Genomic DNA, 26937 nt, shown 5'->3' with positions numbered 1-26937 from the left:
ATTATTTTCCTGTAAAAAAAATTAATTTTCCGACGAAATTTACAAAAAAAATTAATATTAAACTCTTAAGCAATGATAAGCATTAATTTATTTTAAGGTTAACTTATTCCTTTCGGAATGAATAATAAATAGTACAAATTACGAATTCTTGGTTTTGCGCATTCAAAGAATGTAAGTATACTTGTACAAATACCACATTTTGATAGTTCGATACACTCTTAATTTAAAATTATAAAAATACAGTATATCATGCGGCGATGTATTTTTTCCAGTTTCTTTATCCTTCTTTGTTTTTGCAGCAATACTCTTATTGGAGAAACTCAAAAATCGCCAATTTCGCATATTCGTTTCCATTACTTAAATAACAACAACGGATTAGCGCAAAACACAGTAGATTGTATCTTACAAGACAGCCGGGGATTTATGTGGTTTGGCACGTGGAACGGACTGTGTCGTTACGATGGTTACTCTTTTACAACGTATAACAAAACTAAAGATCTTAACGGTGTGCCTGACAACTTTATTCAATCGATGAGTGAAGACAGCAAAGGAAATATCTGGATTGGAACAAAGAATGGGTTAACCAGATTCCTTTTTAATGAGAATCGCTTTTCACTGCCTGAGAATATCAAGTCGAATCTAAAAGGACACTCCATACCTCATATATCCATTGATAAACAAAATAAGATCTGGGTAGCGACAGAAGATGACGGAGTTTGGCTTATTGAGGAAGAGAAAACAAACTCATATTCAGCAAAGAAGATTACTGAAATTGTTTTGCCAAGCCAACACATCAATCACATCTTAATTCATGAAAAAAATATATTAATTGGAACAGAGAATGGTTTGGTCATTGTCGACAATACTAATTTTCAAAATGATACCACTTTAAACAAACTAATTAAATCTGCAGCAAACCTTGCTGTAAATTGCATTTTTATTGACACCAAAGAAAATATTTGGATCGGAACCTCTAATGGCTTATATCAATATGAACCATACAATAAACAAATCTATTTTTACACACATCAGCCAAAGAATTCATCTGGTTTAAACCACATAGCAATTACAGAAATTGTTGAAGACAATTCAGGCACAATTATCATTGGTACTTTGGCCGGACTAAATTTTTTTGATCCAAGTTCGCACTCTTTTTATCATTTGGGTGATGATTTCAAAGAAGATCAAAAATTAAACAACCCCTTCATAAACTCATTACTAACTGATAAACAGGGAAATGTATGGATAGGTACCGATAAAGGAGGTGTTAATTTTTACAACATTTATCAAAAACCTTTTTATTCTATCACTCACACTCCATTAAACCCTAAGAGCATAAGTCACAATACAATCAACTCTATTTTAAGTGAAAAAAACATTCTTTGGATAGGAACCGCTGGTGGTGGTTTAAACAGAATCGTTAATAATGGAGAAAATGTTGACCATTTTAATCTTAGCAATTCACCTCAAGAACAAATTGGCGCGAACTTTATAACTTCAATATATCGAAGCAGCAGTAAACAACTTTGGTTAGGTACATGGGGAGACGGTTTAAAAAGACTAAAATCAGTAATCACCAAAAACATTGATACCTATCGTAATAACTTTGAAGTTTCGAACAGTCTTTGTTCGAATTTCGTTTCCTCAATCACAGAATTGGATAAAGACCAATTGCTGATAGGAACATTAAAAGGACTCGATTTATTTAATATCAAGCTGAACACCTTTACCCATCTCGATGAGAAAATGAAACTGTCTGCCCATCTCGAAGTTGGATGTATTTTAAACGATCAGAAAAATCAGGTTTGGATTGGTACCCGTAATGGATTGTTCCGCATTCCAAAAGATGAATTAAATCAACTTGATCAAAAAACAAGCATTAAATATGATGCCTTTTTCAATCAGCAGGATAACGCATTCTCTCTTCCTGGAAATTACATCATTTCCTTGTTTGAATCGAAAGACAGTACCATATGGATTGGTACCTACGGAAGTGGAATCTGTAAATTCACTATTGATAATAACGGTAAGTTTCAATTTATAACTTATAATGACCAAAATGGTCTGTGCAACAATGTAGCCTATGCCATAGAAGAGGACAAACAAGGCAATTTATGGATCAGCACGGACAATGGTCTTTCGAAATTTAATCCGAAAACTGAATCTTTTCAAAATTACTTTGTAAAAGATGGACTTCTAAGTAACCAATTTTATTGGTCAGCATCAGACGTTGATGAAAATGGCAGACTTTATTTTGGGGGGATAGCTGGATTGAACTATTTTATGCCGGAAAATGTTGAATCCTACCAAGAGGCATCAAAACCGGTTTTTACTGAATTTTCAGTATTCAACAGGCCTGTTGAAATTGGACAAAAATATCATTCCAATGTAATTTTAAATAAATCCATATCTGAAACAAACTCAATTGAGCTCTCCTACAAGGACGCTGTTTTCTCAATAGAATTCTCGGCTCTTGATTATTTTCTACCTGAAAAAATAAAATATTCATACCAAATGGAAGGTGTTGATAAGGATTGGGTTAATGTTCCGTCGAGCAGAAGATTTGCCAATTACACAAATCTTTCGGGAGGAGAATATAAATTCATGGTTAAAGCCTCTAACAGCGATGGTGTGTGGTCAGACAAGATTGCAGAATTAAAAATAAAAGTTCATCCACCTTTTTGGCAAACAATGTGGTTTCAATTTACACTCCTGATTGCAATCGTTTTAATAATAATCAGCTACATTCAATACAGAATACGTTTTTTAAAAGAGCAAAAAAGGAAGTTAGAAAATCAGGTACTGGAACGAACTGAAAAAATCGAAGAACAAAAAGACAAACTAAGACATCAGGCTGAGCATTTGCAGCAAACAAATCAGGAATTAGCTGACAGGCAACTGTTAATTAGCGGGCAGAAACTTGAACTGGAAATTCAAAATAAAAAAATTGCCCAACAGCGCGACAAAATGATTGAATTAAACAAGGAAGTGAAGCAAATTAATCAACTTCGATTACGGTTTTTCACGAATATCTCTCACGAATTTAGAACTCCCCTTACCCTAATTATTGATCCTCTGGAACAATTAATGAAAAAATTAAGTGGTGATCAAAACACGATCAGCACTTTAAAAATTATTGACCGAAATGCCAAACGACTGCTTCATCTCATCAACCGTCTTATTTATTTCCGACAAATCGAAAACGAAAAAATGGATCTGGTTGTGAGTAAAGGCAATTTAAATGAGTTTTTACATGATATTTTTGAATCATTTAAAAATTTGGCTCAACACATGCAAATGAAGTACCATTTTGAAGCGCAGCAAACAAATTCAGAAACATGGTTTGATGCAGAAAAACTAGAAAATATTTTTTACAATTTGCTATCCAATGCTTTTAAATACACACCTGAAAATGGTGAAATTACAATGAAAGTTAAGTTTGTAGAGAAAGATACTGATAATATTTTCCCTGCACCTTATGCTTACATTGAAGTTACCGATAACGGAAAAGGCATTGCAAAGGAACATCTGCCATTTATTTTTGAACGGTTTTACCACGTTGAATCTGAAAGAGAATTAGACAAGAACAACTCTGGAATTGGCTTGGCTTTAACCTCTGAAATTATTAAAATATTACACGGTAAAATTCAAGTTCAAAGTGAAATCAAAAAAGGAAGTTGTTTTCAAGTCTATTTGCCATATACAACCGATCGTTATAACGAAAAAGATCTGGACCGAAAGAACGCTCAGGCTGAGGTGAAATTAAAAACCCGTGTTGATACATTAGTTCATAACATGGTTAATCCAGAATCAAATTTAGGATTTGAAAACACCGGAAAACAGGATAAATCAAAACCATTGGTACTGATTGTTGAAGACAATTTTGATTTGCGTACCTTTCTAATGCAAACCTTAAAAGAAGACTATAGAATACTGGGGGCGGAGAACGGTAATATTGGCTTTACAATGGCTAAAAAACATTCTCCTGATTTAGTTATCTCTGATGTAATGATGCCGGTACTTAGTGGCATTGAGCTGTGTAAATGTATGAAAAAGGAAATTCAGACAAGCCATATTCCGATTATTCTGTTAACAGCAAAAAACATGGTTGAAAACTGGGTTGAAGGCCTTGAAACCGGTGCTGACGATTACATCTCAAAACCTTTCAATCTGCAACTGTTACAGATTAGAATGAAAAATCTGATTGAAAGCAGAATGAAATTAAAACGAATGTTCAATTCGTCACAAAACATTTCTGCGGAAAACATTACATCAAACCCTGTTGATGAAGAATTCATCAATAAAATATATCGAATACTGGAAAAAAACTACACCAATCCCGACTTCACAATCAATCAATTTGCCAGTGAAATGTTTGTAAGCAGCAGTTTGTTATACAAAAAATTGAAAGTAATAACAGACTTAAACATTACAAATTTTATAAACACATTCAAATTAAAAAAAGCGATGGAGTTGATACAGGAAAACAAACTCCCAATTTCTGATATTGCATTTGCCGTTGGATTCAATGACCCCAAATATTTTAGCAGAGTATTCCGAAAACATTATGGAATGAGCCCCTCAGACTTTACAGCCAACTCACTGAACAACAATAACTAAACCACTTATTTCAATAAGCTTATTTCTTCATTTTCCGAAATCATCCACTCTAATTGTGTAATTGTCCACCTCGTTACAGAGCTATCGACTTACATTGCAAACGTTATAAACGATAAGTAACATTTAATTTCTATTCTATGAAAAAAATATTTTTAGGCGGATTTTTGTTCTGCTTCCTGATTCTTTCAGGAGTAAGTCAAGCTCAAATTACCGTTAAAGGTGTTGTTTATGAAACTACCGGCAATACCACACTCCCTGGAGTTAATGTTGTTCAAAAAGGAACAACAAATGGAACAATAACGGATATTGACGGAAACTATTCCCTAACGATTCAAGATCCAAATGCAAGTTTGATTTATTCCTTTGTAGGATATTTATCACAGGAAATTCCAATAAATAATCAAACTTCAATCAATGTTACACTAAAAGAAGATGTATCAAAGCTTGATGAAGTTGTGGTTATTGGATATGGCACACAAAAAAAATCGGATTTAACAGGTGCTGTTAGTGTTATTGATACCGATGATGCTAAAAAAACAGTGACTTATGATGTCGCAAAAATGCTGCAAGGTCAAGCTCCGGGAGTTACTGTTCAATCTTCCGGTGAACCTGGAGGATCGGTGAATATTAAAATCCGAGGCATTACTTCTTTTAATAATAACAACCCATTATTTGTAATTGATGGAATGATTGTTGATAATCCTAATGATTTCGCTCCCGGCGATATCGAATCAATGCAAGTACTAAAAGATGCTTCTTCCGCTGCCATTTATGGTGTGAGAGGTGCAAATGGTGTTGTAATCATCACCACAAAAAAAGGAGTTCAAAATGGAGATTTAAAAGTGAAATTCAAATCTCTTTTCGGTATACAGAATGTTGCCAAGAAAATTTCACTTACCGACAGAGAAGGATATCAAAAAATTACCAATGCTGCTTATTTGAATTCAGGACAAGCGATACTTCCAGGTAACGATCCTACCAGCGAGTATTATATTGACAACGTGAATACCGACTGGCAGGATGCAGCTTTCAAAACAGGTACCATCCAAAATCATACGGTATCATTCAACGGAGGTTCTGAAAATTTCGGTTACAATTTCAACACAGATTATTACAAAAACTCAAGTTATGTAGATACTCCTCAGGATTATGAACGAATCTCAACCAGCTTAAATTTGAATGGGAAAAAAGGCAAATTTAAATATGGTGCTAAACTGGGTTATACAAAATCAGATAAAGAAAGCTTTAACGAATACAATGTAGGCACCTCATCGGTAATAAACCTGCTTCAATCGATCCCAACAATGCCTGTTTATGACGAAAACAGACTAGGTGGTTACGGAGGTACTGATAATCTGACCCAAAAGGCAATCACTTTAAATGTGATTGGATTCAACAACCTGATTGATAATCAGGCTGAAAGAAACAGATTTATTGGTAATATCTGGGGTGAGCTTGAAATTGTAAAAGGCTTAAAATATAAAATTAGCGCCAGTGCTGATCAACTGGATACTCACACAAGATATTTTGTTCCTCCAAGTGATTTAGGATGGTATTATATTACTACAAATTCAGAATCTTCGCTTGACATTAACGACAGCCGCAAAACCTTTACTTCGCTGGATAACCTGCTTACGTACAATATTGAAATAAACAAACATAAGTTGGATGCACTTGTGGGATGGGTTCAGGAGAAAACAAATTATTACAATCACTGGTCAAGAGGAGTTGGATTTGATGACAATGAAATCAGTCATTTGGAATATGCTGACGACACCTCTACCGGTGAATACGAAAGTACAATAACCGGCATATCCTATTTAAGCAGAATTAACTACAATTTTGATAACAAATACTTTTTAACAGCAAATTACAGACAAGACAAAACATCTCTTTTTGCCAAGCAAAATAATACAGGAGATTACTTCTCTGTTTCCGGAGCCTGGAAATTGCACAACGAAAGTTTTATCACTCTTCCACAGTGGATGAATACTGCGAAGTTAAGAGGAGGTTATGGTACTTTGGGAAACAATACTGCAGGAGTATATGCCTACACTCCTACAACCAATAGTTTTGCAAGCTATCTTTTCGGAAACACATTAGCTCCAGGTACAATTGTTGTTGATGCAACGGATCCTAATCTTAAATGGGAAGATACAGAAACTGTAAACGCAGCAATAGAATTAGGAATGTTTGATAACAAACTACAGTTTACTGCTGAATATTACGAGAAAAAATCAACAGACCTGTTAGCCAGAGTTCCACTACCTCTTTCTACCGGAACAATTAGCAGCGATTGGTCATCATCGGTTATGACAAATGCAGCTGCAGTAAAAAACACAGGCTTTGAATTCTTATTGAGTTACAGCAACTCCTCAAAAGAGTTTAAGTACAATATTTCGGCAAATGTTGGAACACTAAAAAACAGAGTATTAAAAATAGGAACAGATGATACTCCAATTAATGGGACGAACTCAAGAACCGAAGTAGGACGGTCTATTGGTGAACTTTATGTGTACGAAACAGAAGGTCTTTTTCAGAGTCAGGCAGATGTTGATTCTCATGCCACTCAGCCTGGTGCTGTTGCAGGTGACGTTAAGTTTAAAGATGTAAATAAAGATGGTTTAATTACCGATGAAGACAGAACTTACCAAGGCGTTTCAATTCCTAAAGTAAGCTATGGTTTAAACTTAAACGGATCTTACAAAAACTGGGAATTCTCAATGTTCTGGCAAGGTAGTGCAGGTAATAAAATCTACAACGGAACTTACAATAGTTTGATGATTGGCGGACTTGTAAATCACCATACAGACATGTTGAATTACTGGACTCCAACCAATACAAATACAAACATACCACGTCCTGATCAATTGGAAACCAATCAAAATGCAAGAGCATCTGATCGATTTATCCAGAACGGAAACTATATCAAACTACAAAATGCCCAGTTGGCCTATAATATTCCTTTAAAAGCAAATAATATAGTGGAACATGCAAAAGTTTATGTTTCAGGACAAAATTTGTTGACCATTAGTAAATACAAAGGCTATGACCCTGACTTTATGAGTGATGGATTATTCTCCAGAGGTTTCGACTATGGGTCTTTTCCAAATCCAAGAACTTTTATTTTAGGTGTAGAGATTGACTTTTAAAATGCTTAAAACAGAAATAAAATGAGATATAAAAATATTTACAGTATAGCTATTTTGTTTGCGCTGACCAGTTTGGTTTCAAGCTGTGTTAGTGAGGACGATTTAGTGCAGATAGATCCAAATGTTGATACGGAAGAAGCATTTTGGAAGACAGATAACGATGCACTTAAAGGAATTAATTCGGTGTATGGCAGTATGCTAATAGATGGCAGTTACATGAGAAGCACGCCTATGATGCTCGATTTAAAGGATGATGCAACCAGAAGTAACAGCCCTTGGACCGCAATGTCCGTTATCGGCAAATTCAACTCGAGTATTGCAAATCCAGACATTTACAGTTGGGCGTATCGTGATTTCTATCAGGGAATTTACCGGGCAAATCAGGTATTGGATAATGTGCCGTCCATAGAAATGGAAGATAGCAATTTGAAAGACCGTGTTCTGGGACAGGCTTATTTTCTAAGAGGCTTGTATCTTTTCCACATGGTTAACATGTTTAAAAATGTTCCTTTGCCATTATCCAACAGTGAATTATACCACGAACAAAAAACAAATGAAGAAGGCTGGGCTCAGGTAATTTCTGATTTAGAAATGGCTGCCGATTTATTGCCTGTTTCCTACGATGATGTATCCGGGCTGGACGCAGGACAAATAGGAAGAGCAACAAAAGGTGCAGCTTTGGCCTATATCGGAAAAGCACAATTATTTACAAAAGACTTCGAATCTGCAAAAGTGACATTTAAGAAAGTTATCGATCTGAAAGTGTACTCTTTAGTTGCTGATTACCGTGATAATTTCACCGTAACAAACGAAAACAATTCAGAATCTGTATTTGAAGTACAATTTAGCAGAGAAGCTGGCGGTGTAGATCTAAGCTGGGGAGGAACGCCGGCACCTGGTTGGGGAAGAACTTCAGGCAGAGCAATTACATATGGTGCTGCGGGCTTTGGATATGCAGATTTACAACCTACCTGGGCATTGTTTAATGAATACAGAGAAGAATTAACTGTTGATGGAGAAGTAGATCCGCGATTAGACGCAACAATATTCTACAATAAAAATGCATACGACGGTGTTGGAATGTCATTATACGGTCAGGATTTCGCAACATTTTATGCAACTAACGAATCCAATCTAAATGATTTATACTGCAGAAAGTATGAAAATTCGGATGGCGATTTTGCAAACGAATATGATTGGAGATCTGGAATCAACGAACGCATCATGCGTTATGCAGATGTGCTGTTAATGTATGCAGAATGTTTAAACGAGACCGGAGCTACCAATGATGCTTATCAGTACATACAAATGGTGAGAGATCGTGTAAACCTGCCGGATTTAGCAACCGTTAAACCAAACATGACGCAAACCGCAATGAGAGAGCAAATTGCCCATGAACGGTTTTTAGAACTTTCTTTGGAAGGACACCGTTTTGATGACATCCGTCGATGGGGATGGTTAGAAGATTCATCTAAATTAGCTTGGCTAAAAACAAGAGATGCTGAATTCAACACCTACACTCCTGGCCGCGAATATTTCCCAATTCCTCAATCCGAAATGGATACAAACAAGGGAATGGTACAAAATGATGGCTACTAAGTCAACTCAGACCTAATTTTGAGGGTGTCCGCATACGTGGGCATCCTACTTTAATACCCCCTCGTAATTTCAATAATCCAACGAGATAAAAACCAACATCACTCTATTTTAATAATAAAATACATGATGAGATTTATTTCTTCAGTAGCATTCGTGATTTTTCTAATGGCTGCAAGCTGTTCCAGCAACGATAATATTATTGATCCCGAAGAACCGGATCCGATAGTAGAAAATCCTCCGGTGGATGATTATTCCGGTCCTGAATATGCTGATGATTATTCAGCCCTATCAAGTTGGGACAATCGGACTTCCTGGAATTTAGCCAATGTTCACGACCCTTCTGTAGTATATGATGGTGAGTATTATTATATATACGGAACAGATGCTTCCTATGGAAATGCACACGAAGGTCACGGACATTTTCTTTCTCGCAGATCAAAGGATTTGGTTGACTGGGAATTTCGTGGAATGGCAATGACCGAAACTCCTTCATGGGTAAAAGACACACTCAACAGCATGCGGGTTCGGGCAGGGCTTGATATTATAGACTCTCCTATTTATGGACACTGGGCTCCGGTTGTCCGGAAAGTTGGAGATAAATACCGAATGTATTACAGCATTGTAATTGACAATTACATCGAATCAGGAAAAGCCAATACTCCTGCAAACTTTGATGGTTCCTGGACAGAACGTGCTTTTATCGGTCTCATGGAATCGGATGACTTAAGCAGTAACACCTGGGTGGATAAAGGAATGGTAGTTAGTTCTGTTTCGGACAGAGAGACCAACTGGTCGCGTTCGAGTACAAGCGACTGGAACGCCTATTTTAAATGGAATGCGATAGATCCAACTTTTATAATTACCCCAGAGGGAAATCACTGGCTGATTTACGGTTCGTGGCATTCAGGCATTGTCGCATTACAGGTGAATCCTTCAACAGGAAAACCCGATAAACTATCATCAATTGAAGACTACGGAACTCTTATTGCACGCCGTCAAAACAGCGAGCTTAATCGTTGGCAGGCACAGGAAGGTCCTGAAATCATTTACAATGAAAAAACAGGATTCTATTATCTCTTCCTGGCTTACGATGAACTGTCAGTTGCCTACAATACCAGAGTATGCCGATCAACAAGTATCACAGGCCCTTATCTTGGTATTGATGGAACCAACATTACCGGGGGTGGCGAATGCTGGCCCATGTTAACACATCCGTACAAGTTCAACAATCATTCAGGCTGGGTAGGAATTTCGCACTGTGCTGTTTTCAAAAACGAAGAAACAAACGAATGGTTCTACAGTTCGCAAGCCCGTTTGCCTGCCAATACCAATGGAAATGCCTACAGCAATGCCATTATGATGGGGAATATTCGGAAAATTGCATGGACAGAAGACGGCTGGCCGGTTGTTATGCCTGAACGTTATGCAGGTGTGCCACAACCAAGCATCAGCGAAAGCGATTTAACAGGTACGTGGGAAAACATATCAATGAATTACGAATATAAGGTTCAACAAAAATCATCTCAGCTGATTCTTTCGTCCAACATGACAGCATCCGGGGCATTAAGTGGCACATGGTCTTACGATCAGGATAAAAAGATTCTTACCATTGGAGAGCAGCAGCTCAATCTGGAAAAAAGTTGGGACTGGGAAGCATCGCCCCGAACAACAACCTTTACCTACTCGGGTTTAACATCCGGAGGAAAACCAATTTGGGGTAAAAAAACAACCAAATAATAGTTACAAAATCTGTATTACAATGCAAAAATTATCTATAAAAATTAGTAAGACGTTTGTGAGATTGTTCATTTTTGCAAGTTTATTACTGTTTACTCAAATATCTGTTGGACAAAATAAAATTTCCGTTCACGATCCGGTAATGATCCGCGAGAATGATACGTTCTATTTGTTTAGTACTGGATGGGGAATCAATGTTTGGTCCTCAACGGATATGAAAAATTGGACAGTAGAGAAACCTGTATTTGACAATGCTCCAAAATGGGCTGTTGAAGCTGTTGATGGTTTTAAAGGTCATATTTGGGCTCCTGACATTTCATTTTACAAAGGACAGTATTACTTATTCTATTCCGTTTCCGCATTTGGTAAAAACACCTCTTGCATTGGCTTGGCAACGAATAAAACATTAGATACAAGTGATCCTGATTTTAAATGGGTTGATCATGGCAAAATCATCCAGTCTTTTCCAAACAAAACAAATTGGAATGCCATTGATCCCAATTTAATTGTAGATGAACAAGGACAGGCATTCCTAAGTTTTGGTTCTTTTTGGGATGGAATCAAATTGGTAAAACTTTCCGATGATGCAATGTCGGTAGACGATGATTTAACGGAAATTCCAACCATAGCCTCTCGTAAAGAAGATTCTCGTTTACCCAATCCTCCGGCAATTGACAACAATCCTGTAGATGCAGGAGGAAATGCCATAGAAGCTCCGTTTATTTTTAAAAAAGACGGGTACTACTACCTTTTCGCATCTATTGATTACTGCTGTAAAGGTGTAAACAGCAACTATAAAATGATTGTTGGCCGATCAAAAATTATAACTGGTCCCTATCTGGATAAAGACAACAAACCAATGAATACAGGAGGTGGCACCATTCTTTTATCAGGAAATAAGGATTGGTACGGACTTGGACACAATGCAACTGTAAGTTTTGATGGAACCGACTATTTAGTTTTCCATGCTTATGATGCTTCTGATAATGGCAATCCAAAACTCTTAATCAAAGAAATTACCTGGGATAAAGATCAGTGGCCAAGCGTTAAATTATAAAACACAATACAAAATAAAGCTGTAAATATGAAGATTATAAAATCAAAAAGATATGTAATTGCTGTTCTAAGCTCGCTGACAATTCTGGTGGGTACGCAAACATTATCAGCACAAAATGCACGCATCAAAATAGATGTAGACCGAACCATTGGTGAAGTAGATAAAAATATCTACGGGAATTTCGTAGAACATTTGGGTCGTTGTGTATACGGAGGTATTTACGAAGAAAATTCTCCTCTTTCCGATGAAAACGGAATTCGTTTGGATGTACTGGATGCAGTAAAAGAGCTGAATGTATCGATTACCCGTTACCCGGGAGGAAACTTTGTTTCGAACTACAACTGGAAAGATGGTATCGGGCCAAAAGATGATCGTCCTGCCAGAATGGAATTGGCTTGGTCGCGTTTGGAAAGCAACCGCTTTGGAACAGATGAATTTATGGCTTATGCCAAAAGAATGGGTACAGAACCCTATTTTTCGGTAAATATGGGAACAGGAACAATAAAGGAAGCCCAGGAATGGGTAGAGTATTGTAACGTTAAAAGCGGTCCCTATTATGCTGAACTCCGGAAAAAGAATGGTCACGAAGAGCCATACAACATTAAATACTGGAGTCTGGGAAATGAAATGGATGGATTTTGGCAGATGGGTCATCTAAATGCTGAAGATTACAGTAAAAAAGCAAGAGAGGCAGCTAAATTGATGAAACTAACATCTCCGGAAATTAAGCTGATAGCAGCCGGTTCGTCAAACTACCGCCCCAACGCCGATCCCAACGAATGGAACGAAAAAGTACTTCACGAATTGCGTGATGTAATTGATTATTTAGCCTTGCATATGTATGTTGGTAATGTTGAAAACAATTATTACAATTTTGTTTCCTCTCCTTTAGTTCTGGAAGAACGAACCCGTGTTGTAAAAGGTTTGATTGACCGCGAAATGCAAAATGCAGACCGGGGAAACCGCCCGCCAATTTATATTGCCTGGGATGAATACAACATTTGGTATCGTGCCCGAGGAGAAGAAACCATGGCAGGTACCAAAGCGCTCGAAGAACGCTACAATTTAGAAGATGCACTGGTTATTTCAGGCTTTTTAAATGCATTTATCCGTAATGCAGATATCGTGAAAATGGCGAATATGGCACAATTGGTTAACGTTATTGCGCCTATATTCACATCCGAAAAAGGAATGTTTAAGCAAACCATCTTCTATCCTATTCAATTATTTGCCAACAATGTAAAAGGAACCTCTCTGGATGTTCATGTTGATTGTGAGACATATGACACGGGCAAATTTTTCATAGGATTGGGCGAATCAACAACCATTCAAAAAGACGTTCCATTTTTGGATGTTTCGGCTACCTATAACAACGGCGAAGTAATTGTTTGCGTAATGAACCGGAATAAAGACAAGGCAATTACAACAGATTTACTTTGTCAGGAAGGAATTTTTGACGGCGAATTTGAGGTGTACGAAATAAATGGTCCTGACATTAAATCTGAAAATGACTTCGGGAAAACAAGCGTAGAGACAAAGAAAAAGTCTTCTTTAAAAGTGAAGAAAACCGATAAAATCACTTACGATTTTCCGGCACATTCTTTTACCATGATTAAAGGCTCGATAGTGAAGTAATACATTTGTTCAAAGTTTATAGTTAGAGATGAGAATTAGAATTAATTCTCATCTCTTTTTTTATAATACCCGTAACTAATTTGAATCCCTTACTCCTTTCAGGAATTGGAATACCCTCCTTTCAAAAGAATACAGAAATGATTTCCTCAGCTTCGTTCAGAATCAAAATCACCTAATCTTTCAGACGCACACTTTTATACACAGGAACAGCGATTCAACAAAAAAGGGTGCTGTCACAATTGTAACAGCACCCTTTTGGTATATTGAATTAATTCTATTTTAATTGTATCAAAACAACTGATTTAGCAGGCAAATCAATACTAAGTTTTCCATTTTTTGGTTTTTTTACCTCAAACGAATTAATCTTCACTATTTCATCTTTCCCAAAATCATTACAATCATTCATATTTTTGCTGGTAATAATCTGTCCTGTTGCACTTTTAAATTCTTGTCCGGCCAGTGTCAGATCGATACTTTCCTTCTTGTTTGGATTTAAATTACAAAAAGTAACAGACACAACACCATCTTTAGTCGAAGCCGAAGCATTTACTGCAGGAATTGACTTCCCGTTAAACTCATAATTTTCACATTTCAAATCTGTAGGAATCAAAGTAGCATCCTGATGTACACTGTACATTTTAAACACATAATAAGTAGGTGTTAATACCATTTCATCCTCTTTGGTTAAAATAACCGATTGCAGCACATTAACAGCCTGCGCAATATTAGCCATAGCAACACGATCGGCATGATTATTAAAAAGATTCAGATTAATCCCCGCAACCAATGCATCACGAAGTGTGTTTTGCTGATAAAGGAATCCTGGATTTGTACCAGGTTCAACATCAAACCAGTTTCCCCACTCATCTACAATCAAACCAATTTTTTTCTCAGGATCGTATTTGTCCATGATTTTTGAATGCTCCTGAATCAGCGTTTCCATCTTCAGGGTATTTTTCAAATCAGCAAACCAACCGCTTTCATCAAATTCTGTAGCCGATCCTTTATCTTCCCAGCTTGTTGTAAATGTATAACTATGAAGCGAAACACCTTGAACCAAATGACGGTGGCGGGTTGTTTTCTTCATCAATACATCCATCCAATTGTAATCATCAACATTAGGTCCGCCGGCAATACGATACAAATTACCACCACAATACGAAGCAAATCGATTGTACAAATCAGCATAGTATTCCGGAGTCATATTGCCGCCGCAACCCCAATTTTCGTTGCCTATTCCCCAAAACTTAACATTCCAAGGCTCTTCCTGTCCGTTTTTCTTTCGTAGATCGGTCATCGGACTAATATTTTTCGAAGTAACATATTCAACCCACTCCGAAGCCTCCTGAACCGTTCCCGATCCAACATTCAAATTAATATATGGTTCCGCTTTAATCAATTTACAAAAATCAAGAAATTCATGAGTCCCAAAACTATTATCCTCGGTAACTCCTCCCCAATGAATATTCACCATAGAAGGTCTTTGCTGCCTGGGGCCGATACCGTCTTTCCAGTGATATGTATCAGCAAAACAACCACCGGGCCAACGCAGCAAAGGAATCTTCATATCCAGAAGTGCACCCACTACATCTTCCCGAAATCCTTTTACATTCGGAATTTGAGAATCTTCACCAACATAAATTCCACCATAAATGCAATGCCCCAAATGTTCAGCAAAATGCCCGTAGATTTCTTTGTTAATTTTTGTTTTTGCAAGATCGGTATGAACCGTCATTGTATTTTGCCCAATCGCACTAAAGCTGATTAAGGAAAAAAGTAGAATTGAATAAATTGTATTTTTTTTCATACGAAAAATATTTAATTAGATATTGGTTTTCAATTAAATAATGAGACCCCATGCATGAGATAAATTAGTTGACAAATATTTCACTTACCACCTCATTTTCATTGGTCATAAAACGCTCATAAATATAATAAAAGTATTTTAGACTTTTTAATTAAAAACTGTAAAAAAGCATGTATTATAACTCATTAATAACGCAGGTTATAAACTCTTTAAAAAAATCTCTTTGCCTTCGTCCGGCATAGTGATAATTTTTATTTTTTAGGAAATTATTACGTGTCTATAAATCGATTCATTCCACTGAAAATTCGCAATAAGTATCCAATTTAAAACTCCTTAAAATCTGAAATTGGCAACAATGCAAGCATGAATTAAAATACGAACTAAAAAAATGAGAAGAGACAAACCAATGACTCCGATTGCCCCCTCTTCTATTTCTTTCTGCAAATAAAAAACACCTAAATTACAGGATTATATTAAACCGGCACAAAGCCCCTCTTCTCCCCCGCATCAAGCACAATAAAACATAAACGACAACAAACAGCAACTCTTTTTCAATAACATCATCAACAGCATATTAAAAAAAAATGAATATCTTAGGTAGAATAATCAACAGCTGTATTAACACAAAACAAATAATATGGACTATTTTTTTAAATTTGCTACACCAATTACCTATTGGCTATTGGTACTAATCTGGTCTTACATCCTTATATTTTATGTCCGAAAAATAAGATTACTTGGTAAGTCAGACAAATTATTGAAATTACTTCTTATTGTTTTATCGATTGATGCTTTCCGTACTCTTTTCGAAAGCATCTATTTTGGCGCCTGGTATACATCGCTTTCCGAAATAATTCCGATTGAAATATTCCAATATTTAGCCCAGGCTAAAATTGTGTTTATTCCAAAAATGATCACCCTTATTGCAGCCATTGTAATTTTAACGATTCTAATCAAAAAATGGCTGTCAGCAGAAATTGCTTCAAAACAAAAAAATCAAGAAATAATAGTAGCTCAATCAAAAGAATTACACCAAAAACACCAAGAAATTTTACGTACGAAAGAGCAGGCCATCCAAAGCGAAAAATTCACTCAAATGCTTTTCCTTGAGTCTCCAATTGGTTTGGTTCTAACCAAACTTAACGGCGAATTGGTAGAGGCTAACGAAGTATATGCAAATATCATTGGCTACTCAATCGAAGAAACGCTGAAATTAACGTATTGGGATATTACTCCTGAGAAATATACCAAGCTGGAAAAACTTCAATTAGTTTCGCTAAGAAAAACCGGAGCTTATGGTCCTTACGAAAAAGAATACATTCACAAATCGGGAAAACTAATCCCAATTCGATTGCATGGGAAAATGATTAAAAAAGATGATCAGGAACTTATATGGTCGAGTGTTGAAGATATTACCGATAAAAAAATTGCAGAGACTCTTCTTCAGGAACAAAATGAAGAATACCTAGTTCTTAACGAAGAATATCAAGTCCAAAATGAAGAATTATTATCAGCTATAGAAACAGCAGAAAAAAGTGAAAAACGGTTTAAAACGCTCCATAATGCTTCCTTTGGGGGAATTGCCATACACGACAAGGGAATGATTTTAGACTGCAATCAGGGACTTGTTGCCATAACCGGCTATTCTACTGAAGAGCTAATTGGAATGAATGGATTGTTGCTGATCGCTGAGCAGGAACGTGAGCTTGTTATGGAAAATATCTTAAGCGAATACGAAAACCCGTATTATAGTATTGGCTTGCGGAAAAATGGAGATGAATACCCGATAAGATTAGAAGCCCGCCAAATTCCATATGGAGGAAAAAATATTCGGGTTGTAGAATTTAGGGACATTACAGATCAGAAAAAAACCGAATACGAACTTAAAACAGCAAAAGAAAAAGCTGAAGAAAGTGACCGTCTAAAAACTGAATTCATTAATAATATGTCGCATGAAATCCGAACACCGATGAATGGAATTCTCGGATTTTCAGATTTATTAAATGAACAGAATATTACAAATGCGAAAAGACAATACTACATCCAAATCATTCAAAGCAGCGGAAATCAGTTACTTCACATTATCGATGATATTCTTGAAATTTCTGCACTTGGAACAAAACAAGTAAAACCTCAAATAGAGGAATTGTGTCTAAATGAATTCTTATCGGAATTATTCACAATATTCGAAAAAAAGGCAAAAAAAAACCATACGCCCTTATCTCTAAAAATGGGTCTTCCCAACAGCAAAAGTACCCTGCTCACCGATCCCTATAAGCTGAACCGGATCGTTAGTAATTTATTGGAGAATGCATTAAAATTTACGCAAGACGGATTCATAGAACTGGGATATACTTTGCAGGATGATAAGATCGTAATATATTTGAAAGATACAGGCATTGGAATACATCCCGAAAAGCAAGAACTTGTTTTTGAACGATTTTCACAGGAAGATAAAGAAGTCTCTCAAAATGTTGGAGGTTTAGGCTTAGGTTTATCAATAGCCAAAGAAAACGCAGAACTTCTGGGTGGAAAAATCACTTTGGAATCGGAAAAAGGGAAAGGGACAACATTTTATGTGAGCCTGCCTTATAAGGCAATAGAACAAACCATAAACCATACACCAAGCAGTCCCATTCCAAATTCAAACAAAACAAGGAATTATACTATTTTGGTTGCCGAAGACGAAGACGTTAATTTCCTGTTTTTAGAAATTCTTCTTTCTGAGTTTGATGACAAATTAACAATCCTTCACGCAAAAAATGGAAAAGAAGCCATAGAGATTTGTAAAACCAATAATCAAATTGACTTAATTCTTATGGACATTAAAATGCCGGTAATGAACGGTATCGATGCCACAAAAAAAATCAGACAATTGAAGTACAGCCTACCCATTATTGCACAGACAGCATACACAACATCTCAGGAGAAAGAAGAAGCGATAGCTGCTGGCTGCAACGATTTTATTTCAAAACCAATAAAAAAAGAAAAATTACTTGCTTTAACAAGTAGCTACTTAATGCAATAAAGACTGTTACCCGGCGAAAATAAAGATGAATACCGTGCTTTTCTTAAAAAATGCAAGGCCGGTTATAACGAGAGATACGTATCGTATGGGATTAATATGCCCCCTTTTTGGGGCATAACAATAAATCAATTGAGGCACCAATGATGCAAATGCCATCGATTATCAATTAAAAACCTCCAAACGAAGCTTTTTATCTCCACTCCTCCCCTTATCAAAAACATTTAAAAAATGTTAAATTCTGCAATTTAAATAACTTGGCACATTTGACAGGCTGTAAAATAATATATTTTACTTAAGTTCGGTCGCATTTAGTTATTTGAAACATTTCCACATCGGCTTATAACTGTGATAAAACCACTTACAATGGCAAAAAACACAGAAGATACAACAAACCAACAAGAAGATTGGCAATGCTTACAACTAGTAAACATTGCAATTTTAACTGATAGAGGTGTTTTAAAATTACAAATGGATTCTTTGACATTTTAATCAGGATAAATACAAATGCAAAAAGAGCCTTTAGTTAAGGCAAAGAGCAAAACAATCGGGAATGCCTTTGCAATTTTGTCGGGACTGTCCGCCCGATTTGCTGAGAGTCATTCCGAGATGGGGCACTGTCCGCCCGATTTGCGGAGAGTCATTCCGAAGTGGGGCATTGTCCGCCCGATTTGTGGAGAGCCATTCCGAGATGGGGCATTGTCCGCCCGATTTGTGGAGAATCATTTCAAAATGAGGCATTGCCCGCCCAAATTCGGGTAAGATTCGCCCAAAATGCGGATACTTCTCCGCTCAATAAATACAGCTAATCCCGATTAAAACCGAACCAAATTAGGATTCTGGTTCGTTTTTTTTCATCCTCTCATAACCGGACAATTAATCCGGATATATAAGCATTCACATTTTTAAAAACACTAAAAAACAATTTAAATATGTCTTTAAACGATAGATTATTTAAAATTCCGGAAGCAAGCCTTCTTGAATATGCAGGGGTAGTTGCTGAAATGTACCTCAACGATTCGGATGCATTTATTGCATTCGACTCCACTTTTACTCCGGAATACGGAACAAAAATTAAAGATTCACTGGCCGCGGTAATGGCACAAAAATCGGATCAGGTAATTATTGATGAAATGGCCGAGCACACCCAAATGGTACTCGATGCCATGGCAGACTGCAACCATTCCTACAAAACCATAGCTTATTTTGTTCGCAAAGCCTTTAAAGGCAATACCGCGGTTCAAAATCAATTTGGTTTTAATGACATTAGTAATGTAAGAGATTCGCAAGCCAAAATGGTTCTGTTTATGGAACAACATGCGAAAACCTCCGAAAGTTATCAAGCCAATTTGGTGGCTGCCGGATGTTCGCAGGAATTAATCAGCCAGCTAATGAGCAAGGCCGAACAATTGAAAAAAGCCAATATTGAACAGGAAATATTTAAAAAAAAGCGTGGCGTTATTACTCAACAACGCACTCAAATACTTAACGAAGTGTATCAGTTGGTTAAACCAATAAACGATATTGCGCAAATCATTTTTAGCGATGATGCTGCCCGCATGGCAAAATATACATTGCCAAAACCAAAATCGTCGCAAAACGCACCCGATGATTTAATCGAATCCTAAACAGAGAACACAAATTATATTTAAAAGGAAAACTCCCCTTCAGCTTGAATGCACTGAAGGGGAGTTTTTTAGGAAAGGTATTCGTTCCCGCAGTTGTTTAGTCTTCTTCCATTCCCTGCATCATTTGCTGCATTTGGGTCATCATGTCTTTAAAAGAACTTCTCTCGAAACCAACAGCCTCGGCAGGCAAAATGAATTTTTCGACAGGAGGATTAACTTGATTGATTCGGGTAATTGCCTGGATCTCCATTTGGGCTCCATCCATTGCATCGAGGCGAAAGGTTCGTACTTCAACGGGTATTTTCCCTGCCACAAAATCCCATTCGTCCTGCTCCTCCTCATCCATCGAAGGAAAAATTTCAGCCATTTTCTCTGACATACTTTTTGCTTTTTTGGCCAAACCCATACTATCGTCCGCAGCCCAAATTACCAACAGCTCCTGCTCGTCTTCCAATAAATATTCGCTGCATCGCTGTCCGTATTTAACCATCTCGCGTCCGGTTGCTGTAATTTGTTTCGCGGTTTGCGGCTGTCCTTCTTCCATTTTTGCCTGCTCCTGCATTTCGGGCGGCAAGTGTGCCATCATCTTTTGCATGGCTGCACCGGCACCTTTCTGAATTTCTGCCATGTCCTCAGCCGACATCTCGTAGATCTTCTTCTGCGACCATAAAACGTAGTAAATTAAGCCTTTGTTATGGTTCAAAATCACGGTAGTTCTGCCATCCTCTTTCGACAGGCTTTCCACGGCAAAGTTATCGCCGTCGATATAAATTGTTGATTTAATGATCTCGATATCCCCATACTCTTTTTGAGCCGCATCTTTTAATTTACTTTCAGGAAGCTGAAGAAAAAACCGGGCCTCATCGGCAGCATCTTCAAACTCCTTATCCGCCGGAACTAATTCATAGTTAATGGGAATTTCATAAGCAATTTGTTCAATAATGTACTGTGCCTGCAATTTAATGCCAAACACGCACACAAAACCCATCAGCAAAATCATTTTTAACTTACTCATACAAACCTCCTATGTATTTAATGATACAATGTTTTTCTTTTCTGATGACGGCAAGAATTCATGCCACTGTTACAATCAGTAATCCCGCTAAATTAAATCTAATTTACTGGCAAAACAAAAAAATAAATTGGTCAGGAAAACTGATTAATAGTAGCGTGAAAGTAAGCAGTACGGTACTCCTAAAAAATAATATTGCTTCTGTTCGGATGTTTTTTACAAGGAAATATTACAAAGCTTACCTCTCTTAAGTCAGGATGACATTGATACATAATCTGAAACGTCAAAATGACATTTATTTCGAATCCGACGCGTCAAAATGTCAAACAAAAAAGCTTTAAAAGTCTACCGATGCCATCAAAAAAAAAACTTAAAACACCTGTCTTTATTGCCTTTTAGGAACCAACACACGCTCAACATTTTCTATTTTGGCATCTGTTTTGATCGAATGATAATGAATCGCGATTCGAATATTTTTACAAGTACGTACTTATTTATTTTTGAATTAATAACTGTAAAATTTAGGAGGATTTATCATGACACTAGTAAAACGAAATTCAGACAATTTCTTTCCATCCTTATTGGACAATTTCTTCTCAAGAGACTGGGTGGATTGGAACAATTCGAACTTTTCGAATACCAACACCACATTGCCCGCAGTAAATGTTCGCGAAAACGAAAATGAATACCTGATTGAAGTTGCTGCTCCGGGAATGAAAAAGAGTGATTTTAAGATCAATGTAGAGAACAATCTGCTTACTATTTCTTCGGAACTAAAAGAAGAAAAGGAAAGCAAGGATGGAAAATTCTCACGAAGGGAGTTTTGTTATCAGTCGTTTCACAGATCATTCCAATTACCGATCGATCTGGTAAACGGCGATAAAATTTCTGCCAAGTACAATGATGGAATTCTTACCATTCATCTACCCAAAAAGGAAGAAGCAAAACCAAAACCTTCAAGAAGTATTTCTATCACCTAAAGTAAGAAAAGGGAAGGACTAGTTTGCTTCCCTAATGGAACTAAACTTGAAGAAAGTTACTGAAATCAAAAACATTACCGCTATGCTGGAACATCAGAAATTTGTTTTACAATCGGTTTCAGATCAGAAACATTTGTTTCGAAAAGAACTTCTGAAATCATTCGAATGGTTAAACGAAAAAGAACTATTTGAGTTGTTTACCTGGTTAAAAAGTAATTTCTATTTTTCTCACAAAGATTGTGTTGAGCAGGCATTTAGACATTCGTTGATTCAGGAAGGAGCCTAATGACATAAATGATTTCTTAAATTTAAAAAGTAAACAGAGAAACTAGTTTAAAAAAGGATGCTTACAGCATCCTTTTTTTATGCCTTCTGTTTTTTTTGAAAAAAAAAGTTTAACAATACAATTTGTGTTTAATTTCACAACTCATAGCAGATACACAGGAATATTAATTATTATATTAGACGAAAATTATATCGAACCCAATATTTTTTAACTATTTACCCAAAACAATAAAATGTATAAACTATCTGTAATCTGTGCATTCTTACTGCTTGTAAGCTCCTGCACACCAAAAGAACAAGCTAAATTTGCAACAGTCAACGGCAAAATACTCTCCTCGGATGCGGAGAAAATAGAGTTTATGTGGTTTAAAGAAAACCCTGCTGAACCTTTAGGCAAAACACAAACAGCCAAGGTAGACAGTGCCGGACATTTTAGCATTGATATACCTATTCAGAGTATCAGCAAAGGAATGATGACCTGCAACAATAACCGAAACTCATTGGTTCTTAGCCCCGGCGATAAATTGGAAATAACTGTTGATGGCGACTCTCTTCGGTTTGAAGGAACCGGGGCTGCTGAAAACAGTTTTCTATATCAGCTCGAAAAAGTAAAAAAATGCGATCGAAATGAACTGGTGCGATCATGGTACACCGAAGATCACACACTCGAAGACATGTTTAAAATGATTACTGACTACGTAAACATCAGACAAAGTGAATTGGCCGTTTTCAAACAGAAACATGAATTGCAAAAAGAATTCCTTCACTTTTTCGAAATAGAAACGAAAATTGACAACATCAATTTATTGCAGAATGCACCATTAGTTTATTCCAGAAAAAACAGAAAAAACATAGACTCCTTGCAATTACCCAAAGGAGCCGACAAGTACAAAACGTTTGCTTCCGTTCAAAACGATGAATATCTAATTTGCAGTGATTACATTAACCTTTTTAACTCTTTAATTCGAAAGGAAGCTCTAAAAAGGATGGCTTCCGACACTACTCTTAGCAAAGAGGATGCAAAACTTTCGGTTATTATGGATTCGCTTAGCGGCAAAACGAGGGAATATACAATGCTTCTTGAAATCTATTTTAACGTGACGTATAGAAATACAGATGACCCAAAATTAATAGAAACCTTCTACAAGATTAACACCGACGACAACTGCAGGAAAATTGCTGACAGAGAACTTAGCAAATACGAGGCTAAAAAAGCAATGATTGGTGCACCACTTCAGCAGGATATTCTTGAAACAACACTATTCGACAGCAACGAAAACGAATTAACCGTAAGAGGAATGCTGGACAAATACAAAGGCAAAGTAGTTTATTTAGATATTTGGAGCTTGGGCTGCGGTCCCTGCCGTATGGCAATGCCTGCTTCCAAAAAATTAAAAGAAGATCTAAGCGATCAGGCTATCGAATTTGTCTACATGACTGTTGATAAAAAATCGGACAATCTGTGGCCCGAAGTATACAAAGTATCTCAATCGGAAAAGAATCAGTATCGATTTGCAAATGGCTTTAATTCTAAGCTACACCAGTTGCTTTCAATTAATGCAGTACCAACCTATATCATCATTGATAAGGATGGCAGATTAATATCATACAATGCTGACAGACCAAACAATCCAAAACTAAAAGAACAACTATTACAATTGGCCGGCAGGTAACCCCAAATAATACGAAAGATAAAGGACGCTTAGGCGTCCTTTTTTTATGCTTTTACCGATACTTATTGAAAGAAAAACCGAATCGACCAGAAACAATAATGCCGCAAGCAAAGAATTTTATCATCCAATAATTGCGGCATTACACCCTAACATTTATAAAACCCGGGTACCCTGTTAAGCCACCCTTCTCATGATTCTCATCAATTTACTTTTGCCATAATTTTACAGTTGCTTCCACATCCAATGCTTCGGCAAGAATAGAAATAGGATGTTCTACCTTTTTTGCGGTCGACATCTCAATTTGCCACTTGCAGGTTTCACAATCGGTAGCTACAAAATCGACATCTGAGCTCTCTATCTGATCGAAGAGCGGTTTCCCTACTCCCTGCGACGTTTTGTAATTTTCTTTTTTGAAACCATAAGTCCCCGCAATACCGCAGCATCGCGATTCAAGCGATACAAAATCAATTCCCGGAATCATTTTCAGTAAGGCGGTGGAATAAATAGACCAGCCAAGCTTCTCCATGTGACAAGGAGTATGGTAAGCAATTCGTTTTCTGTAATCCTTCTTAAAAACCAATTTAAGCTTACCTGAATCGATTAAACGGAACAGGAAGCGGGTAGCCAGTTCGCTTTTGTCGCGAATTTCGTCGTTCTTCACCCCCAATAAATGCGGATACTCATCGCGAATGGTGAATATACAGGTTGAGGAGGTGGATATTACAGGCATATTCTTGTCTACGATCGATTTTTTAAAGGCTTCCACATTGTGACGTGCTTGTTTTGTGGCTTGTTTGATAAGATTATTAGAAATTAAAGCTACTCCACAACATTTTTCCTTTTCGAGAAGATGAACACCATAACCTGCCGCATTCATAATTTTAATCAGGTCTTTGCCTTGCTTAGGAAAATTATAATTTACATAACAGCCATGAAAGTAGCTGACATGTTTCTTGAAATCGTTCTGCTTTGATGCAGCATATCTGCGGTACCAGGTCTCGAACCTCATCCCTGCATATTTAGGGAATATACGGTGATGATCTATTTTCAGCACACCATCCATTATGAGCCGAACAGGCTTTAGAGCAACAATAGGATTCACAATAGGTGCAAATGTGCTTGCCATAGTACCTACAATATCCGTATTTGCAAGAATCATATCCCTAACTTTTGGCTTTTTCTTACTGTATTTGATACGCGCCAGCTGAATAATATCTCCAATTTTCACTCCGTGCGGACAAGCAACTTCACAGCGTTTGCAGTTAAGACACAACTTTAATGATTCATCGAAAAAGTTTGGATCCTTCAAACGCAACCGTTCTCCATCAGGCCCCGACTGTTTTGGTCCCGGATAATCTGGATTCACTTCCAGAACGGGACAATAAACAGTACAAATCGTACACTTCACACACTGTTCAAAATTATTATCGCTGCTATTGAATGGTTCAAATATTTCCTTTTTCATGATCCTGTTATTTTAAAATTTGCTCAGCTACATGCAACGAAGTCAATAAACTGATGCCGGCTCCACTGCCTTCTTTAAGGGCATTAGCCCCTCCAAGCACAGAACCTGCTGCAAATAAATTCTCAATTGGCTTCCCGTTCTTCAATGCACGAAAGCCACTGTCGGTTTTAACCCCATAATGCATATATGGCTGGTCGTTAAAGAACTTCTCATCGAGCCATTTTTCACTATCGATATCTCCATCAATATCAAGCCCCAAAATAGGCTCGTATAACTTATCGCGTGTAGCCACAATACCTTTACTATAGAAGCTTCCGCTGGCCAAAACAAATTGATCAGCTTCCAGTTTAATGTTGCCATGATTATTGGTCTGAACAGCAACCAGTCGGTTGTTTTTGAAAGTGCCTTCTTCTACAATATCACCCAAGAAATAAGTCCCTCCTAATTCTTCGAATCGTTTACGCAACAATATCTGACTTCGGATACCAGGAACTGATGGTGGTATGGCCGGAATCAATACCAATGGTTTGTTTATCATGGATTTTAGATCCGTAACAACGTTTTTAGTAAACAAACCAAATACTGCCGGCAGAATTACTACTTCAAAACCTTCACTCAGCTGATTTACTTTTTGGGCAAATTCATTAAGAACATCTTCTCCCTGATCGAATACCTTCGCAATATTTGTAGAACGCATTTCACTCGGATTGCGGCGAATTGCTTCAAACTCCTTCATCGCAAAGTTTTTGATTTGCACATCCACGTCGTATTTCTTCAGTCCATCCTGAACAAATAAGGTGTGGAAATCGAGGAATCCGCTAAAATTTAAGATGACTGCTTTTTTCCAGGGAAATACATCATTTTGTTCGAAACGGGTGAAATCATCAATAGTCAACCACGTCGGTTTCATAATTCCCATTGGGGTTAATACAAAATGGTTTTGGTCTGATTTTCCAGAGAACTGTAAGCCGGCACGATCCAACAACTGCGGAGCTTCAACAGCCAAACGGGCGATATTTTTAATCCCAACACGTTGGTAAGGATGTGCATCGGGCAATGTTTTTATCGCTTCCAGCGGATTTTTCACTTCTTGTCCATTTAGCTTTCCAAGCAAATCGAACGAACCGGAAAAAAAATGGATTGCACTCTGTCCCGATGAAACTATCGCACATTTTTTTCCTTGTTCTGCCAGTTTAATTCCACAGGTGAGTCCACTCAACCCACCTCCTATAATAATGTTATCGAATTTCATAGTAATCCTT

The 26937-nt window shown here is 37.1% G+C and carries 16 protein-coding genes; 12 read left to right on the top strand and 4 right to left on the bottom strand.

What is annotated here, in order from left to right; translation table 11 throughout:
- The first annotated feature begins 249 nt into the window (after nucleotides 1–249).
- The 6 genes from QUH73_RS07020 to QUH73_RS06995 all read left to right on the top strand — a co-directional run bounded on the left by QUH73_RS07020 (nucleotide 250) and on the right by QUH73_RS06995 (nucleotide 13800).
- Nucleotides 250–4620 (top strand): two-component regulator propeller domain-containing protein, encoded by a 4371-nt coding sequence (locus QUH73_RS07020; protein ID WP_289529727.1) that lies wholly within the window; start codon nucleotides 250–252, stop codon nucleotides 4618–4620.
- Between the two features lie 137 nt (nucleotides 4621–4757).
- Nucleotides 4758–7772 (top strand): SusC/RagA family TonB-linked outer membrane protein, encoded by a 3015-nt coding sequence (locus QUH73_RS07015; RefSeq protein WP_289529726.1) that lies wholly within the window; start codon nucleotides 4758–4760, stop codon nucleotides 7770–7772.
- A gap of 21 nt (nucleotides 7773–7793) precedes the next feature.
- Complete coding sequence (locus QUH73_RS07010; RefSeq protein ID WP_289529725.1) at nucleotides 7794–9371, top strand: RagB/SusD family nutrient uptake outer membrane protein; 1578 nt, start codon at nucleotides 7794–7796, stop codon at nucleotides 9369–9371.
- 123 nt (nucleotides 9372–9494) lie between these two features.
- Nucleotides 9495–11108: an arabinan endo-1,5-alpha-L-arabinosidase gene (locus tag QUH73_RS07005; protein WP_289529724.1), complete on the top strand. Its 1614-nt coding sequence runs from the start codon at nucleotides 9495–9497 to the stop codon at nucleotides 11106–11108.
- A 22-nt stretch (nucleotides 11109–11130) separates the two neighbouring features.
- Nucleotides 11131–12165 carry an arabinan endo-1,5-alpha-L-arabinosidase gene (locus QUH73_RS07000; RefSeq protein ID WP_289529723.1) on the top strand — a complete coding sequence of 345 codons (1035 nt, stop codon included), beginning with the start codon at nucleotides 11131–11133 and terminating at the stop codon, nucleotides 12163–12165.
- 27 nt (nucleotides 12166–12192) lie between these two features.
- Entirely contained in the window at nucleotides 12193–13800 is a 1608-nt protein-coding gene (locus QUH73_RS06995; protein ID WP_289529722.1) for an alpha-N-arabinofuranosidase, read from the top strand.
- A 274-nt stretch (nucleotides 13801–14074) separates the two neighbouring features.
- Here the strand turns inward: QUH73_RS06995 and QUH73_RS06990 are convergent, their stop codons facing one another.
- Nucleotides 14075–15607, bottom strand: coding sequence for an alpha-N-arabinofuranosidase (locus QUH73_RS06990; protein ID WP_289529721.1), 1533 nt, complete (start codon nucleotides 15605–15607; stop codon nucleotides 14075–14077).
- A gap of 637 nt (nucleotides 15608–16244) precedes the next feature.
- On the opposite strand from QUH73_RS06990, the gene QUH73_RS06985 reads away from it, so the two are divergent.
- The 3 genes from QUH73_RS06985 (at nucleotide 16245) to QUH73_RS06975 (ending at nucleotide 20260) form a co-directional block, all read left to right on the top strand.
- On the top strand, nucleotides 16245–18635 hold the full coding sequence (locus QUH73_RS06985; RefSeq protein WP_289529720.1) for a PAS domain-containing hybrid sensor histidine kinase/response regulator: 2391 nt from the start codon (nucleotides 16245–16247) through the stop codon (nucleotides 18633–18635).
- Nucleotides 18636–18998: 363 nt separating this feature from the next.
- Complete coding sequence (locus QUH73_RS06980; RefSeq protein ID WP_289529719.1) at nucleotides 18999–19124, top strand: hypothetical protein; 126 nt, start codon at nucleotides 18999–19001, stop codon at nucleotides 19122–19124.
- Nucleotides 19125–19564: 440 nt separating this feature from the next.
- The gene (locus QUH73_RS06975; RefSeq protein ID WP_289529718.1) at nucleotides 19565–20260 is read left to right on the top strand and encodes a hypothetical protein; all 696 of its coding nucleotides are present in this window, start codon (nucleotides 19565–19567) and stop codon (nucleotides 20258–20260) included.
- Between the two features lie 97 nt (nucleotides 20261–20357).
- Here QUH73_RS06975 and QUH73_RS06970 read toward each other — a convergent pair whose 3' ends face one another.
- The gene (locus QUH73_RS06970; protein WP_289529717.1) at nucleotides 20358–21275 is read right to left on the bottom strand and encodes a hypothetical protein; all 918 of its coding nucleotides are present in this window, start codon (nucleotides 21273–21275) and stop codon (nucleotides 20358–20360) included.
- Between the two features lie 533 nt (nucleotides 21276–21808).
- On the opposite strand from QUH73_RS06970, the gene QUH73_RS06965 reads away from it, so the two are divergent.
- The 3 genes from QUH73_RS06965 (at nucleotide 21809) to QUH73_RS06955 (ending at nucleotide 24210) form a co-directional block, all read left to right on the top strand.
- On the top strand, nucleotides 21809–22252 hold the full coding sequence (locus tag QUH73_RS06965) for an Hsp20/alpha crystallin family protein (RefSeq protein ID WP_156195029.1): 444 nt from the start codon (nucleotides 21809–21811) through the stop codon (nucleotides 22250–22252).
- A 46-nt stretch (nucleotides 22253–22298) separates the two neighbouring features.
- The gene (locus tag QUH73_RS06960; RefSeq protein WP_289529716.1) at nucleotides 22299–22538 is read left to right on the top strand and encodes a hypothetical protein; all 240 of its coding nucleotides are present in this window, start codon (nucleotides 22299–22301) and stop codon (nucleotides 22536–22538) included.
- Between the two features lie 232 nt (nucleotides 22539–22770).
- Nucleotides 22771–24210 (top strand): TlpA family protein disulfide reductase, encoded by a 1440-nt coding sequence (locus QUH73_RS06955; RefSeq protein ID WP_289529715.1) that lies wholly within the window; start codon nucleotides 22771–22773, stop codon nucleotides 24208–24210.
- A gap of 205 nt (nucleotides 24211–24415) precedes the next feature.
- On the opposite strand, the gene glpC is transcribed toward QUH73_RS06955, so the two are convergent.
- Together glpC and glpB are read right to left on the bottom strand one after the other, a co-directional pair.
- Nucleotides 24416–25675: an anaerobic glycerol-3-phosphate dehydrogenase subunit GlpC gene (gene glpC, locus QUH73_RS06950; RefSeq protein WP_289529714.1), complete on the bottom strand. Its 1260-nt coding sequence runs from the start codon at nucleotides 25673–25675 to the stop codon at nucleotides 24416–24418.
- 7 nt (nucleotides 25676–25682) lie between these two features.
- Nucleotides 25683–26927: a glycerol-3-phosphate dehydrogenase subunit GlpB gene (gene glpB / locus QUH73_RS06945; protein ID WP_289529713.1), complete on the bottom strand. Its 1245-nt coding sequence runs from the start codon at nucleotides 26925–26927 to the stop codon at nucleotides 25683–25685.
- Nucleotides 26928–26937: the final 10 nt, after the last annotated feature.

It is taken from the genome of Labilibaculum sp. K2S, assembly GCF_030372765.1.
GTDB lineage: Bacteria > Bacteroidota > Bacteroidia > Bacteroidales > Marinifilaceae > Labilibaculum.
This window is presented reverse-complemented; position numbering and strand designations above follow the sequence as displayed.

Bases quoted from the DNA above. Each gene is read 5' to 3' on its own strand.
- QUH73_RS06990 (WP_289529721.1), bottom strand. From the start codon at position 15,607: ATGAAAAAAAATACAATTTATTCAATTCTACTTTTTTCCTTAATCAGC.
- QUH73_RS06995 (WP_289529722.1), top strand. From the start codon at position 12,193: ATGAAGATTATAAAATCAAAAAGATATGTAATTGCTGTTCTAAGCTCG.
- glpB (WP_289529713.1), bottom strand. From the start codon at position 26,927: ATGAAATTCGATAACATTATTATAGGAGGTGGGTTGAGTGGACTCACC.
- QUH73_RS07005 (WP_289529724.1), top strand. From the start codon at position 9,495: ATGATGAGATTTATTTCTTCAGTAGCATTCGTGATTTTTCTAATGGCT.
- QUH73_RS06955 (WP_289529715.1), top strand. From the start codon at position 22,771: ATGTATAAACTATCTGTAATCTGTGCATTCTTACTGCTTGTAAGCTCC.
- QUH73_RS06975 (WP_289529718.1), top strand. From the start codon at position 19,565: ATGTCTTTAAACGATAGATTATTTAAAATTCCGGAAGCAAGCCTTCTT.
- QUH73_RS07010 (WP_289529725.1), top strand. From the start codon at position 7,794: ATGAGATATAAAAATATTTACAGTATAGCTATTTTGTTTGCGCTGACC.
- QUH73_RS06965 (WP_156195029.1), top strand. From the start codon at position 21,809: ATGACACTAGTAAAACGAAATTCAGACAATTTCTTTCCATCCTTATTG.
- QUH73_RS06980 (WP_289529719.1), top strand. From the start codon at position 18,999: ATGGCAAAAAACACAGAAGATACAACAAACCAACAAGAAGATTGGCAA.
- QUH73_RS06970 (WP_289529717.1), bottom strand. From the start codon at position 21,275: ATGAGTAAGTTAAAAATGATTTTGCTGATGGGTTTTGTGTGCGTGTTT.
- QUH73_RS07020 (WP_289529727.1), top strand. From the start codon at position 250: ATGCGGCGATGTATTTTTTCCAGTTTCTTTATCCTTCTTTGTTTTTGC.
- QUH73_RS06985 (WP_289529720.1), top strand. From the start codon at position 16,245: ATGGACTATTTTTTTAAATTTGCTACACCAATTACCTATTGGCTATTG.
- QUH73_RS07015 (WP_289529726.1), top strand. From the start codon at position 4,758: ATGAAAAAAATATTTTTAGGCGGATTTTTGTTCTGCTTCCTGATTCTT.
- glpC (WP_289529714.1), bottom strand. From the start codon at position 25,675: ATGAAAAAGGAAATATTTGAACCATTCAATAGCAGCGATAATAATTTT.
- QUH73_RS07000 (WP_289529723.1), top strand. From the start codon at position 11,131: ATGCAAAAATTATCTATAAAAATTAGTAAGACGTTTGTGAGATTGTTC.